Genomic DNA, 13,798 nt, shown 5'->3' on the forward strand with positions numbered 1-13,798 from the left:
AGAAAAGAACGCAGGAGAGAGTGAAATGAAACGTGCATTTATCATGGTGCTGGATTCGTTTGGCATCGGCAGCGCCGCCGACGCCGAGCGGTTCGGAGACGTCGGCTCGGATACGCTGGGCCACATCGCGCAGGCCTGTGCGGAAGGCCGCGCCGAGCAAGGACGTCAGGGACCGCTGTCTTTACCGAATCTGAGCCGCTTGGGGTTGGGCAAGGCGGCGGAAGCATCAACCGGTCGTTTCCCGGCCGGCCTGGATGCGCAAGCGGACATCATTGGGGCTTATGCCCACGCCAGCGAAATCTCCTCGGGAAAAGATACGCCGTCGGGTCATTGGGAAATCGCGGGCGTCCCGGTCCTGTTTGACTGGGGCTATTTTCACGACACGCAGAACAGTTTTCCTCAGCCGCTGCTGGACCTGCTGGTTGAGCGCGCCAACCTGCCCGGTTATCTCGGCAACTGCCACTCCTCCGGAACGGTGATTCTGGATGAGCTGGGTGAAGAGCACATGAAGACCGGCAAGCCGATTTTCTACACCTCGGCGGATTCGGTATTCCAAATCGCCTGCCATGAAGAAACTTACGGGTTGGACAACCTGTACGCGTTATGCGAAATCGCGCGTGAAGCGTTGACCGAGGGCGGCTACAACATTGGTCGCGTGATTGCGCGCCCGTTCGTGGGGGATAAAGCGGGCAACTTCCAGCGGACGGGGAACCGTCACGACCTGGCTGTCGAGCCGCCGGCGCCCACCGTGCTGAAAAAGCTGGTGGAGGAGAAAAACGGCCACGTCGTCTCGGTCGGCAAGATCGCCGATATTTACGCCCACGTCGGCATCACCAAAAAGGTCAAAGCCACCGGTCTGGACGCGCTGTTTGATGCAACGCTGAAAGAAATGGATGCCGCTGGCGACGAGACGATCGTGTTTACCAACTTTGTCGACTTCGACTCCTCCTACGGCCATCGCCGCGACGTGTCAGGCTATGCCGCGGCGCTGGAGCTGTTCGACCGCCGGTTGCCTGAGCTGATGGATAAGGTCGGCGAAGGCGATATTCTGATCCTGACGGCGGACCACGGTTGCGATCCGACCTGGCCAGGCACGGATCACACGCGTGAACACGTACCGGTACTGATTTATGGTCCGCAGGTTCAGCCGGGATCGCGCGGTCATCGCACGACCTTCGCGGATATCGGGCAGACGGTGGCAAGCTATTTCGGCGTGTCGCCGATGGACTATGGAACCTCAATGCTGTGAGCCAGTAGGCTGACGGAATAACCACTATTTATGCTGATGAAAAAGGAACAATAAGGATGGCTACGCCTCACATTAATGCTGAAATGGGTGATTTTGCGGACGTGGTATTGATGCCGGGCGATCCGTTGCGCGCAAAATACATCGCCGACACCTTTTTGGAAGACGTGGTGGAAGTGAATAACGTGCGCGGCATGTTGGGCTTCACCGGCACCTATAAAGGCCGCCGTATCTCGGTAATGGGACACGGCATGGGTATCCCGTCTTGCTCCATCTACGCGAAAGAACTGATCACCGAGTTCGGCGTGGAAAAAATTATCCGCATCGGCTCCTGCGGCGCGGTCAGCGAAAACGTGAAGGTTCGCGATGTGGTGATCGGCATGGGCGCCTGCACCGACTCCAAAGTGAACCGCATGCGTTTCAAGGATCACGACTTCGCGGCGATTGCCGACTACGATCTGCTGCGTCACGCGGTAGACGCGGCCAACACCCGCGGCGTTAAAGTACGCGTGGGCAACCTGTTCTCCGCGGACCTGTTCTACACGCCGGACCCGCAGATGTTCGACGTGATGGAAAAATACGGCGTACTGGGCGTGGAAATGGAAGCGGCGGGCATCTACGGTGTTGCCGCTGAATTCGGCGCCAAGGCGCTGGCGATCTGCACCGTGTCCGACCATATTCGGACTCAGGAAGTCACCACGGCGGAAGAGCGTCAGACCACGTTCAATGAGATGATCGAAATCGCGCTCGAATCCGTTCTGCTGGGCGACAAAGACTAATTTTGTCGTCTTGAAATGGGACCGGCTTTCNCCGACCCCCATTCCCTTCAGGCGCTCCGTTTCGGCGGGGCGCCTGTGTTTTAGCCAGCACTCCCCGCCTTATCCTTCCTCCCACTCTGTTTTTCTGACCTGATTAACGCGCTATCGAGTGGCGGCTCGCCAGCGTGATGCCTGCGAAAATGGTGGCGATCCCCATCAGATGATAAAGATGGATTTGTTCGCCCAGAAACAGGACCGACAGGGCCACGCCGAACACGGGAATCAGATGGATGGTCAGCCCGGCTCGCGCCGCGCCGACGAGTGTTACGCCGCGACCAAACAGCAAGTAGGCGACAAAAGACGGAAAGATCCCCAGATAGAGCACGGCTGACAGCGTAATGCGATCCCAAACCGCGCTCGCGCCGCTGTGGCTCTCCCACAGCCAGAGGGGAAATATAACGATTAGCGAAATAATCACCTGTACGCCCAGCAGCCCCAGACGGCTGACTTCGGGCGGGATTTTTTTCAGCCACAGCGTATAAAACGAGAAGCTGGCCATCGCGCCCAGCAGCATCAGGTCGCCGGACGAAAAGGACAAAGACAGCAGACCGGCCAGTTCGCCGTGGAAAATAATGGTCAGCACGCCGCAGAATGAAATCAGCAGACCTGCCGCCTGCGAGAGCCTGAGCGGCTGACCGTAAAACAGACCGGCAAACAGCATGATTAACACCGGAATACAGGAGTTGAGCAGCAGCGCATTCGTGCCGGAAGTGTGATGCAGTCCGACATAGGTCAGCAGACTGAAGAAAACGATCCCGCTGAGGGATATGGCGACGATACGGAGAGGAAACGCCCGGTAACGCTCGGCATCGCGGCGGATATATTTCCATGCAAAGGGCAGGATGCAGATCAGCGCGATCAGCCAGCGCACCAGAGTCAGCGTCACCGGTGGGATCTCGTTGCGCACCGCGCGTCCGATGATGAAGTTGCCAGCCCACAGCAGCGGCGGGAGGGNCAGAATAAAAAAGACGATCAGCCGCGATGGCTGAGCGCCCACAGAAGGGGACTGAGACATAGCTTCGTTTCCTGGAGAAAAGCTGCCGGGCATGCGCTAACGGCAAGCGTGCATAAGTGCTGGGCTGGACCGCAAAATGCACGATCTGTCCCTGGCGAAGCCGGATGATTTAACTGCCGATTATGAAAGCCCGCACGCAAAAAATCTATCATCGCGTGCGTTTGCATGCTGGTTCGAGGTGGTTATCGCGTAGAGGCTGACTCTGCCGCTGACAGCCGGACAGCGGAATCGCTATCCGGCTTCGCCAGATTACGGCTGGGACGCAGGTTGGAGATGGATCTGAGTTTCGAACAGCGGATTCAGCACCGACTGATGCGTGACGGAGAGCACGATGGTGCCCGGCAAATGTCGCCGCAGCCGTTTCATCACCTCTATCGCGGTCTCTTCATCCAACTGGCTGGTCGCCTCATCCAGACACAGCAGCGTCGGTTTCATCAGGATCGCCCGGATGAGCGAAAGCCGCTGTTGCTCGCCGCCGGNCAGCCGTTGCGCCCAAGGCTCATCGGCATCCAGCTCTGTGCTCAGATGCCCCAGATGCATATCGATCAGCGCTTCCTGCAACACCGCATCGCTGAACTCTTTTGTTTGCGGATAGGTCAAAGCCTGCCGCAGCGTACCCTGCGGCAGATAGGGCTTCTGCGGCAGAAACAGCACGCGCCCAGCCGGCAGATACCAGCGTCCGGTCGTATAAGGCCATAGTCCCGCGAGCGCCCGCAGCAGCGTGGTTTTGCCGATCCCGCTGGCGCCTTGCAGGCTACACCACTCGCCCGGTTTCACCCGTGCGGAGCAGGGGGCGAGCAGCGCCCGACCCTGCGGCCGCAGCACGGTCAGTTGGTGAATTTGCAGTGCTTCGCCCTGCGGCGTGCGCGTGGTCGCTGGCGGCAGCGCCTCCAACCGCTGTTGCAGCTGCCAGAGACGTTCGATCGTGGCAGACCACCGCGCCAACTGGCGATAACTGTCAACGAACCAGCCGAAAGCGTCCAGCACGTAGCCGAAGGCGGTTTTGGCCTGCATGATCGCGCCTAACGAGACCTTGTGGGCGAGATACAGCGGAAGCACCGCGAAAACCGGCACGATCAGGCTGAAACGAAAATAGCTGACCGTGAAGCTTTCCAATCGAAACTCTTGCCCCATCAGACGGTAGCCGGTGGCGAGCACGGCGCGGAAGCGGNCGCGCAGCCGCCTGTTTTCGATTTCATCGCCCTGATAAAAAGCGATTTGTTCGCTGTGGCTGTTGACCCGGATCAGGCTGGCGCGATAGTCGGCCTCGACTTTCTGCATCTGATGGTTGGTGCGATGCAGGGGAAAGCCCAGTGCGTGGGTAAGAATGCTGCCGACCAGGGCGTAGATCAAAGCAATCCACACCAGATAACCGTGGATCGTGACGGTATGCCCGCCGATCGTGAACGTCTGTACCCCGGAGATGCCCCACAGGATGGCGATAAAGGACAGCAGGCCGACCACGTTTTTCAGCAGCGACAGCAGCAGTTCCAGNCTTTGCTCGCACAGCAGGCGGATATCTTCGGCAATACGCTGGTCCGGGTTATCCGGCGTGCCGGCGGGATCCTGTTGCAGCCGATAATGCGCATGATCCCGTAGCCACTGTGTTTCATAGTGCTGGGTCATCATGTCGCGCCAGCGCAAGATCAGCGCTTTTTTCAGCCAGTTGCCGCTGATAATCACCAGGACGAACAGCGCGGTATACCCAAGATAGCGCCAAATCAGATCGGCGACCGAGGCGTGCTGGAAGAAGTCCGCCAGCGCATCGTAAAAGTCCTTGCTCCAGTTGTTGTAAAGCACGCTGATGCCGACGACGGACAGCGTCAGCGCCACCACGACCAGCAACAGCAGCCACAGCACTATCGCCTGCGCCGATAACCACAACGGCGCGACCAGTTGATAAAAACGTTTAAGCGTCTGCATGGCGTAACACGTTAAAAGAGTGAGTCATCAACGTCATTAGAAGTCCCACTTCGCCGTCAGCATAAAGTTACGCGGATCGCCGTAGTAGTTATTCCCGTTGATGATGCGGTTATTCAGGGTCCGGTAATACTCTTTATTCGTCAGGTTGTTGCCCACCAGATTAAAGCTGAGGTGTTTGTTGTACTGATAGCTGACGTTGGCGTTGTACAGCGTGTAGCCGCCCTGATGGATATCGTAGTTGGAGCTGGTGTCGGTTTGCGCGGTCATCCCAACGCCGACACTCCATTGGTTTAGCCTGCCCGGTAGCGTGTAGCTGCTGTACAGTTTGAACATGTGCTGGGGCGTATAGCGGTTGTAGGTCTGTCCTTTTTCGCCCTCTTCGCCTTCCAGATATTTGGTGTTGGTCAGCGTGTAGCCTGCGAAAAGCTGCCAACCTTCCGCCAGCTTGCCTGAGGCTTCCAGTTCTACCCCTTGGCTGCGTACTTTGCCTTGTGAACGATAGCAGTATTCGCTGGTGAGGCAGTTGGTGTCCTCCACGGCCCGATTGGCTTGAATAATGCGATAGAGCGCGACGGAGGTATTCAGATCACCATCGAAGAACTCACCCTTAATTCCCGTTTCGTAGTTTTTCCCTGTCACCGCAGGCAGCATGTTGCCAGAGCGATCAATATCTTCCTGGGGTTTAAAGATATCGCTATAACTGGCATACCAGGTGTAATGATCGCTGAAGTCCCACAGCAGCCCGCCGAAGGGGATCAGTTTGTCGCGCACTTTGTAACCGCTGCTGTGATTGGTGACGTCAGTAGTACGATTCGTGGAGTACATGTCATAGCTGTAGGCGCTATAGCGGCTGCCCAGAATGAGCTTCCAGCGATCCGCCAGCTCCAGTCGGGTCGTGGCGAACAGCGCGCGTTGGTAGAGGTTATAACGGTAGCGATTGGTGTAGTCCGGCCATTCCGGCTCGGCCAGTTCGCTGGCGTTCCAGTGGTAAATATCTACCGCGTCGTTTTTGATGATTCGGCCGTAGAGGTTGTCAAAGTTCTCTTTCTGATACTCGCCGCCGACCACCAGTTCGTGGGAACGGCCCAGCAATTCGAAAGGCCCTTTCAGGCTGAGGTTATAGCTCCACTGGNCGGATTGATTATCGCGCTGAAGCGCGTTATTGAGTTTCGGCGTTACGCTGCCGTAAACCCCGATGGTTTTACTTTTTGCTTCGGCGTGTGTGTAATTCAGCGTGCTTTTCAGCGCCCAGTCATTTTCGAATTGATGCTCAAATTCGATGAAGGGATTGATTTTATCAANCTCGATGCGGTTCCAGCTCGCGCCGAGGAACGTCGAGTGTGGAAGGCCGAGACTGCTGCCATCGCTGCTCATTGGGATGCCGTACAGATCGGGAACCGTATGGGTTTTCTGCCAATTAACCCCGGTCGTCAGCGTGGTATCCGGGGTGATATCCCAGGCTAGCGTCCCATACAGCACGCTGCGGTCGCTATCGACATAATCTACCGAGCTTTGCTTGTCCTGATAAACGCCGACGAAGCGCCCGCGCACGGAAGCATCATCGTTCAGGGGGCCGGAGACGTCGNCCTCGTTGCGGTAATTGTCCCAGGAACCCGCGCCAGCGCTGACGTAGCCCTGAAAGTTGTAAGTGGGTTTTTTACGCACCAGATTAACGGTGCCGCCCGGTTCTCCATTGCCTTGCGTCAGGCCGGAGGCACCGCGCAGGACCTCGACGTGATCGTAGATTGCCAAATCGGGCGACTCGGAAGACGCCTCGGAGTAGCCCATGCCGGACACGCTATTCTGAGAAGAGGAGTTCGCGCCATCCTCTTTGATGTTGTCCATCGTGAAGCCGCGTGACTGAAATTGCACCTGATAGGAACTATTGTTCACCACGTTAACGCCAGTGGTCTGACTCATCGCTTCATCCAGCGAGGTCATGTGCTGCTGGTTCATCCGAGTGCGGCTAACGACGCTGACCGACTGGGGGGTTTCTCTTGGCGAAAGGGCCAGTTCCGTCGCCGTGCTCATGCTGCGAGTGGTATAGGAACCGGTGCCTTCCGTCATTCCCTGATGGTTCACCTGCGCCACCACCACTAATTCGTCCTCTGTCGGCGCCTTTTGCAGCAGGAAGCTGCCGTCCGCCTGTTTCACCGCCTGCAAACCGTGGCTTTGCAGCAACGTTGCCAGAGCGCTCTCCACGTCATAATCGCCGTTTAGCGCTTTGCCGTTCAGACCCTGGGTCAGCGCCGCATCGGCCGCGAGGTCGATGCCGGACTGGCGCGCTAACTGATTAAGCTGTTCGCTTAGCGAACCCGCGGCAATGGCATAGTGCTGCACGGCGGCGTTTTCCGCCGCGCTGGCAGGCGCAGTAGGTAGAATGATAACCGGTGAGCCCAGAACAAAAAGACGGGCGGCCAGAGCCAACGGCCGGAGAGCGCGAGGTGGTGCGGTGAATAACATAGGAATAGCCTTTAATACCCAGAGTCAAAAGAAATAAAGCCTGTTTTTATACTGAATCGAACGAGCGGTGAAAAAGGGAACCAAAACGGAAGCCATCGCTACACTTTTTTTTCGATCGTCACCCACCAGGAAAAACGTCGATGAATGCGGATCGGCAGCGCCCGGGACATCATATCCAGCGCCTTGTCGGTGTTGTCCAGCGGGAAGGTTCCCACCAGCCGGAGCGCGGCGATATCCGGATCGCAGGAGAGATAACCGCGTCTGTAGCGGGACAGACGGGCGATCACCTCGCCAAGCGGGGTATTGTCCGCGCTTAATTTACCCCGACGCCAGTCGGCGTCGGCGCTGTCCAAGCGATCGAGCGTACCCAAACCGTCGGCGGTGAAACGCCATTGCTGACCGGCGTTGACGCGGCGCGTGACGCTGTCCTGTCGGGGCGNGACGGCGACGATGCCGTCGTAGACGTTGAGCCGCGTGCTTTCGTCCTGTTGGCTGACGCTGAAGCGCGTGCCCAGCGCCTGCATCCTGCCTTGCTCGCTGACCACCACAAAAGGCCGCAGGGGGTCAGGCGCGGTGGCGATGAATATCTGTCCGGCGCGCAGAAACAACTGCCGCTCCGTTGTCGTATAGCGAATATCCATGGCGCTGGCGGTATCCAGCCAGATACGCGAACCATCGGTCAGCGTCATGGGTTTAATCTCACCGGTCACGGTGCGATTGTCGGCGGTCATCGCCAGCAGCGACTCGCGCAGCGGGGTATAGCGATAACCCATCCAGGACAGCAGCCCGCCGGACGTTAGCAACGCCGTCAGCTTCAGCGCCCGGCGGCGGCTGACGCGCGGCGAGCGCAGGAGAGCCTCCGCGCTCGGCTGATGCAGTTCGCCCCGCAGCGGCTGAAAGCGCTGGCTAATCGTCTGCACGTAGATCCAGGCTTCCCGATGTTCGACGCTTTCATCCAGCCACCTCTGCCAGCGTTGGCGCAGCTCACTGTGCTCCCCGTCGTCCTCCAACAATTGCGCATACCAGTCCGCCGCCTCTTGCAGAGACTCGAAACCGGGCTTGGGTGGCGGGGAAGGGGAGAAAGGCATGGGAGATCGACCTGACTGACTCAGCTGCGCCGGGTCGGCGGCGTGGCGTCGGTATCTGTTTCGAGAAGAATGCAGTGCAGCATGGCCTGCGCCATATACTTTTTCACCATACGCTCAGACACGTGCAGGACGGAGGCGATCTGCGCGTAGGTCTTCCCCTGAATTTGCGACATCACGAATGCCGAACGTGTTTTTTCAGGGAGATGACGCAGCATGCTGTCCACTTGAANCAGCGTTTCCAGCACGATGGAGTGCTGTTCGGCCGACAGGGAGGCATCCGTCGCATGGTGCTGCAACGACTCCAGCCAAGCCTGCTCCAGCGCTTTGCGTCGCCAGAGATCGACGCACATCCCCTGCGCCATGACGCTTAAATAAGCGCGGGTACCGTGGTGACTGTCGAACTCGCGGGGTTTCATCAGTAACTGCAGAAAGACTTCCTGCGCCAGATCGGCTGCGTCGCACAGGTTTCCCAGGCGTTTGCGCAGCAGGCTCTGCAGCCAACCGTGATGCTGCTGGTAGAGCTGACAAAAATCGGGCGAGGTCGGTACGTTAACCGCAGACATAATGAATATCGAGTTCCTTCAGTCCCTGAATGTAAAAAAGAGGTCGGCATTCTAATTGAGAATAATTTGCATTTCAATTTTTATGCCAAGTTGGGAAGAATTCGCTACTTGCCTGCCAGAGCGTGTCTGACAGGGATTATCCCAGCGGCAGGGCCATAATGATGGCGTCTTCACGACCTTCCTTCGTGGGATAGTAATTCCGCCTGATGGAGACCTCATTAAAACCCAAAAACTGATACAACGCGATAGCCTGTTGATTTGACGCGCGGACTTCGAGCCACAGCGTCAGAGTGCCGCGTTGCTCCAGCTCGGCGATCAGGTGTTCCATGAGCGCCCGGCCGTAGCCGCGACGTTGATGTTCGGGATGGACCGCAATATTGAACAGCGTGGCTTCATCCAGCACGATCTGCGTGATCGCAAAGGCGACCATCTGCTCGTCATGGCTCAGTTTCAGGTTGAAGTAGCGTTCGCCTTGGTTGCTGAGAAAGGTCTTCTCCGTCCACGGAAAGGCGTGGCTCAGGCGCTCAATCTGAAAGGCGGTCGTCAGATCGGCGGAGGTCAGGGTAGAGATCGTGTTCATATTGACAAATTTGCCGCCACAGCGCGCGCTTGGCGTCCGGGTTATGGTCAAGCTCGGACAACGCCGGGCTGGTAAGCTGCNCGCCTTGCGACGGCTGCATGGGGGGGGCGCCCAGCCACCAGGCCGGGCAATCGCGGGTGTCCGGCAACATTTCTACCTGCTGCGGCAGCAGGCTGTAGATCTGTTCGGGGGTTAATTGCAGACTTCTGAGTACATCCTGCAATAGCGGATCATCGGTCGCAGGGAGCGGATCGGCGACGATCAGCAGACGAACCGTCGATGGCAGACTGATGGCGATTTCGCCTTGCAGCGCGGCGGGGCGGCGCAATGTCCACTGCGTAATGCCCAATTGCTGTAGCAGCCTGTCCCGATGTGATGTCATGCCTTACCTTGTCCGGAGCGCGAGTATGCGCCGCTATGCTAGCAAACCCATCGAACATGCGGCAACAAACCTCTATAATCGTCGCTCAGTTAATTGAGGAGTTTGAAGCCTGATGTCCGCATTTACCCCCGCCAGTGAAGTGATACTGCGTCACAGCGATGATTTTTCCACCCGCCGGGTGCTGTTTGCCGGTGATTTGCAAGATACCTTGCCCGCCCAGTTTGAGGCGGAAGACGTCCGCGTGCACACGATGCAGTACCACCACTGGCAGCAGCTAAACCGGACGATGGGCGAGGCGGCGCATTTCGCCCTGCTGGCCGACGCTGACACGGTGGCGGGCTGCGACACCCTGATTTACTACTGGCCGAAAAGCAAGCAGGAAGCCCAGTTCCAACTGTCCAACCTGCTATCGCTGCTGCCTGTCGGCTGCGATATCTTCGTGGTGGGCGAGAACCGTTGCGGCGTACGCAGCGCGGAAACGCTGCTGGCGGACGTCACTGCGCTGGCCAAAATCGACAGCGCGCGTCGCTGTGGTTTGTATNACGGTCGTCTGGAACAGACGCCGACCTTCGAGTTGGAACGCTGGTGGCATGAATATGATGTGGACGGCGTACCGGTACGTACGCTGCCGGGCGTGTTCAGCCGCGATGGGCTGGATAACGGTAGCCAGCTGCTGCTTGGCACGTTGGAACCGCATTCGAAAGGTAAAGTGCTGGATATCGCCTGCGGCGCGGGCGTTCTGGCTGTGGCATTTGCTCAGCGCGCGCCGAAAATCCGTCTGACGCTGAGCGATGTGAACGCCGCTGCGCTGGAAGCCAGCCGGGCGACGCTGGCGCGTAACGAGCTGGAAGGCGCCGTCATCGCCAGCAACGTCTACTCGGATGTCGCCGGTCGTTTCGACATGATCATTTCCAACCCGCCCTTCCATGACGGGATGCAAACCAGTCTGCACGCGGCGGAAGCGCTGATCCGCGGCGCGGCGGCGCATCTGAACATCGGCGGCAAGCTGCGTATTGTCGCTAACGCCTTCCTGCCTTATCCGGCGCTGCTGGATGAGACGTTCGGCAGCCACGAAGTGCTGGCGCAGAATGGCCGTTTCCGAGTGTATCAGGCGATTATGGGACGCGGCGCTAAAACCAAGTCGCGCGCCTAAATGTGCATGATCCCCTGCGGCGGCAGGCCGCAGGGGATCGCGTAGAGGGGCTAGTCGTTATCGATGGTGTTCATGCCTTCGACGCCATAGCGCTCGCCCGCAGCGGCCTGTCGCGGAAACAGGCTGTCGATGGCTGACAGCTCCGCAGCAGTCAATATCACATCCAACGCGCCGATGTTCTCTTCCAGATAACGGCGTCGTTTGGTGCCGGGGATCGGCACGATGTGTTCCCCTTGCGCCAACACCCAGGCCAGCGCCAGCTGTGCGGACGTCACCCCTTTCTCCTTCGCCAACGCCTCCACATGTTCGACCAGACGCAGATTTCTGGTGAAATTATCGCCGTGAAAACGCGGGTTTTTGAGACGGAAGTCGTCGTCAGACAGCGTGTCGAGATCCCGGATCGCGCCGGTCAGAAAACCGCGGCCCAACGGACTGTAGGGAACGAAACCGACCCCCAGCCTGCGGCAGGTCGGCAGGATTTGTGTTTCCNCATCCCGTGTCCATAGCGAATATTCGCTTTGCAGCGCGGTGATGGGATGAACGCGGTGCGCACGCTCCAGCGTGGCGGCGGAAGCCTCGCTTAATCCGAGAAAACGAATCTTGCCCTCTTTCACGAGGTCGGCCATCGCACCGACGGTGTCTTCAATCGGCACCGTCGGGTCGACCCGGTGCTGATAGTAAAGATCAATGGTCTCTACCCCAAGTCGTTTCAGGCTGCCTTCCACCGACTGCCGCACATACTCCGGTCTGCCGCAGATACCACGCTCATCCAGATTGGCGGTATCGCGGACGATCCCGAATTTGGTCGCCAGAAAGACACGATCGCGTTTGCCCTTGATCGCTGTTCCCACCAGTTGCTCATTGGTATACGGACCGTACATGTCGGCGGTATCCAGCAGAGTGATACCCCGTTCGAGCGCGCGGTGTAGGGTGGCAAGGGATTCGTTGGCGTCCTGATGGGTGGAATAGAAATCGCTCATACCCATACAGCCCAGTCCCAGAGCGGAAACCTGCGGCCCCCGGGGCCCTAATGTTCTCTGTTGCATGCTGATGTCCTCGATAGGTGATGGGAATGCCAGTGTGGTTGTTTGCTCGATAAAGATAAATCACACGTTTTATGCAACACTGTTTGTAAATCACAAACAATCCTGCGGACGGGTTCATGGATCACATACAGGCGATGCGCGTGTTCGTCCGCATCGTGGAAACGGAAAACTTCAGTCGAACGGCCGAAGGGCTAGGGCTTCCGCGAGCTACGGTTAGCCAGACGCTGAAACGGCTGGAGCTGCGGCTGGGCGTCAGGTTGGCGGAACGGACGACGCGTCAGGTTCGCATCACGGATGAAGGGCGGCTTTACTATCAGCGCTGCACGCAGCTGTTATCCGCTTTCGATGAAAGCGACGCCATGTTCACCCGGCAGCAACAGCAACCCAGCGGACAGGTGCGTATCGACATGCCGCACTCGATGGCCCGTGAACTCGTTATTCCCGCGCTGCCAGCGTTTTATCGCCAGTATCCGCGCATCCGGTTGGTGCTAAGCGCCAACGACGCGGCGATTAACGTCCAGCGCGAGGGCGTAGACTGCGTGGTGCGGGCATGGCAGTTGGAGGATGATTCGCTCTCCGCCCGGCAATTGCCGTCGTTGCCGCAGCTCTCCTGCGCCTCTGCTGGGTATTGCGCTGAGCACGGGTTACCATCTTCTCTGGCCGAGCTGGCGGGTCATCGGATGGTCGGCTATTTTTCTTTGCGCAACCTGCACCGCTATCCCCTTGAGTTCGTTCAGGATGGACAGTTGCTCACGCAGAGCCTGCCCACATGGGTGGACGTCAGCGGCGTAGATGCGTATATCGCCGCCGCGCAGGCCGGGCTGGGTATGATTCAGGGGCCGCGCAGGAGTCTCAGACCGTTGATTGAACGGGGAGAACTGGTGGAGATCCTGCCAGATATGCCGCCTCCGCCCATGCCGCTTTACATCATGTTTCCCGCCGGACGTTTCCTGGCTCCGCGTATTCAGGTTGTCGTGGACTGGTTACACGCGTGTATTGCGCCTGCCCCGGTCGATTAAATGCCGATTTTTACAGCGAACCCTCACGAGGAGGGGAAATAATCATTGACCTCGGCCGTAAAATCTCTAGAATTCGCCTCCGTGGTGACATTGCGTGACGTTATGTCCCTGGTTTGCGAAGGTGGCGGAATTGGTAGACGCGCTAGCTTCAGGTGTTAGTGNCTTAACGGNCGTGAGGGTTCAAGTCCCTCTCTTCGCACCACCTCACCACAATGATTTGTATTGCACAGTACCTGCGAAGGTGGCGGAATTGGTAGACGCGCTAGCTTCAGGTGTTAGTGTCTTAACGGNCGTGAGGGTTCAAGTCCCTCTCTTCGCACCACGCTGGTGATGCAGATCGCGCAGTACTGAATACGTAGAAAATCTCATGTGCGAAGGTGGCGGAATTGGTAGACGCGCTAGCTTCAGGTGTTAGTGTCTTAACGGNCGTGAGGGTTCAAGTCCCTCTCTTCGCACCACGTATTACTCCCGGCTTTATCCTCCCGATTACCCCCCCTAACTT

The 13,798-nt window shown here is 58.2% G+C and carries 12 protein-coding genes and 3 tRNA genes; 7 read left to right on the forward strand and 8 right to left on the reverse strand.

The window, feature by feature from the left end:
• Nucleotides 1–25: 25 nt before the first annotated feature.
• Complete coding sequence (gene deoB / locus RZ35_RS03790; RefSeq protein WP_026742107.1) at nt 26–1,249, forward strand: phosphopentomutase; 1,224 nt, start codon at nt 26–28, stop codon at nt 1,247–1,249.
• Nucleotides 1,250–1,305: 56 nt separating this feature from the next.
• Complete coding sequence (deoD, locus tag RZ35_RS03795) at nt 1,306–2,025, forward strand: purine-nucleoside phosphorylase (RefSeq protein WP_026742108.1); 720 nt, start codon at nt 1,306–1,308, stop codon at nt 2,023–2,025.
• Between the two features lie 133 nt (nt 2,026–2,158).
• Here the strand turns inward: deoD and RZ35_RS03800 are convergent, their stop codons facing one another.
• From RZ35_RS03800 to RZ35_RS03830, 7 genes are all read right to left on the reverse strand, one after another.
• Entirely contained in the window at nt 2,159–3,112 is a 954-nt protein-coding gene (locus RZ35_RS03800; RefSeq protein WP_455709684.1) for a DMT family transporter, read from the reverse strand.
• 216 nt (nt 3,113–3,328) lie between these two features.
• Nucleotides 3,329–5,002, reverse strand: coding sequence for an ABC transporter ATP-binding protein/permease (locus RZ35_RS03805; RefSeq protein WP_026742110.1), 1,674 nt, complete (start codon nt 5,000–5,002; stop codon nt 3,329–3,331).
• A gap of 36 nt (nt 5,003–5,038) precedes the next feature.
• A complete protein-coding gene (locus RZ35_RS03810; RefSeq protein ID WP_051625458.1) occupies nt 5,039–7,465 on the reverse strand; it encodes a TonB-dependent siderophore receptor in 2,427 nt (808 codons plus the stop codon).
• 98 nt (nt 7,466–7,563) lie between these two features.
• Nucleotides 7,564–8,553, reverse strand: a complete 990-nt coding sequence (locus RZ35_RS03815; protein ID WP_026742111.1) for a FecR domain-containing protein — start codon at nt 8,551–8,553, stop codon at nt 7,564–7,566.
• 20 nt (nt 8,554–8,573) lie between these two features.
• The gene (locus RZ35_RS03820) at nt 8,574–9,116 is read right to left on the reverse strand and encodes a sigma-70 family RNA polymerase sigma factor (protein WP_026742112.1); all 543 of its coding nucleotides are present in this window, start codon (nt 9,114–9,116) and stop codon (nt 8,574–8,576) included.
• Between the two features lie 136 nt (nt 9,117–9,252).
• The gene (rimI, locus tag RZ35_RS03825; protein WP_026742113.1) at nt 9,253–9,696 is read right to left on the reverse strand and encodes a ribosomal protein S18-alanine N-acetyltransferase; all 444 of its coding nucleotides are present in this window, start codon (nt 9,694–9,696) and stop codon (nt 9,253–9,255) included.
• Nucleotides 9,641–10,078 (reverse strand): DNA polymerase III subunit psi, encoded by a 438-nt coding sequence (locus RZ35_RS03830; RefSeq protein WP_026742114.1) that lies wholly within the window; start codon nt 10,076–10,078, stop codon nt 9,641–9,643. Before RZ35_RS03830 ends, rimI begins: the two co-directional genes overlap by 56 nt.
• A 112-nt stretch (nt 10,079–10,190) precedes the next feature.
• Between RZ35_RS03830 and rsmC the strand changes: the two genes are divergently transcribed.
• Complete coding sequence (gene rsmC, locus RZ35_RS03835; RefSeq protein ID WP_026742115.1) at nt 10,191–11,231, forward strand: 16S rRNA (guanine(1207)-N(2))-methyltransferase RsmC; 1,041 nt, start codon at nt 10,191–10,193, stop codon at nt 11,229–11,231.
• A 50-nt stretch (nt 11,232–11,281) separates the two neighbouring features.
• On the opposite strand, the gene RZ35_RS03840 is transcribed toward rsmC, so the two are convergent.
• On the reverse strand, nt 11,282–12,277 hold the full coding sequence (locus tag RZ35_RS03840; RefSeq protein ID WP_026742116.1) for an aldo/keto reductase: 996 nt from the start codon (nt 12,275–12,277) through the stop codon (nt 11,282–11,284).
• A gap of 116 nt (nt 12,278–12,393) precedes the next feature.
• Between RZ35_RS03840 and RZ35_RS03845 the strand changes: the two genes are divergently transcribed.
• The 4 genes from RZ35_RS03845 (at nt 12,394) to RZ35_RS03860 (ending at nt 13,754) form a co-directional block, all read left to right on the forward strand.
• Nucleotides 12,394–13,296: a LysR family transcriptional regulator gene (locus RZ35_RS03845; RefSeq protein ID WP_026742117.1), complete on the forward strand. Its 903-nt coding sequence runs from the start codon at nt 12,394–12,396 to the stop codon at nt 13,294–13,296.
• A 115-nt stretch (nt 13,297–13,411) separates the two neighbouring features.
• Nucleotides 13,412–13,498, forward strand: a tRNA-Leu gene (locus RZ35_RS03850).
• Between the two features lie 33 nt (nt 13,499–13,531).
• Nucleotides 13,532–13,618: transfer RNA gene (locus RZ35_RS03855), tRNA-Leu, on the forward strand.
• Between the two features lie 49 nt (nt 13,619–13,667).
• Nucleotides 13,668–13,754, forward strand: a tRNA-Leu gene (locus tag RZ35_RS03860).
• The last annotated feature ends 44 nt before the right edge of the window (nt 13,755–13,798 follow it).

It is taken from the genome of Lonsdalea quercina subsp. quercina (assembly GCF_000688655.1).
GTDB classification, from domain to species: domain Bacteria; phylum Pseudomonadota; class Gammaproteobacteria; order Enterobacterales; family Enterobacteriaceae; genus Lonsdalea; species Lonsdalea quercina.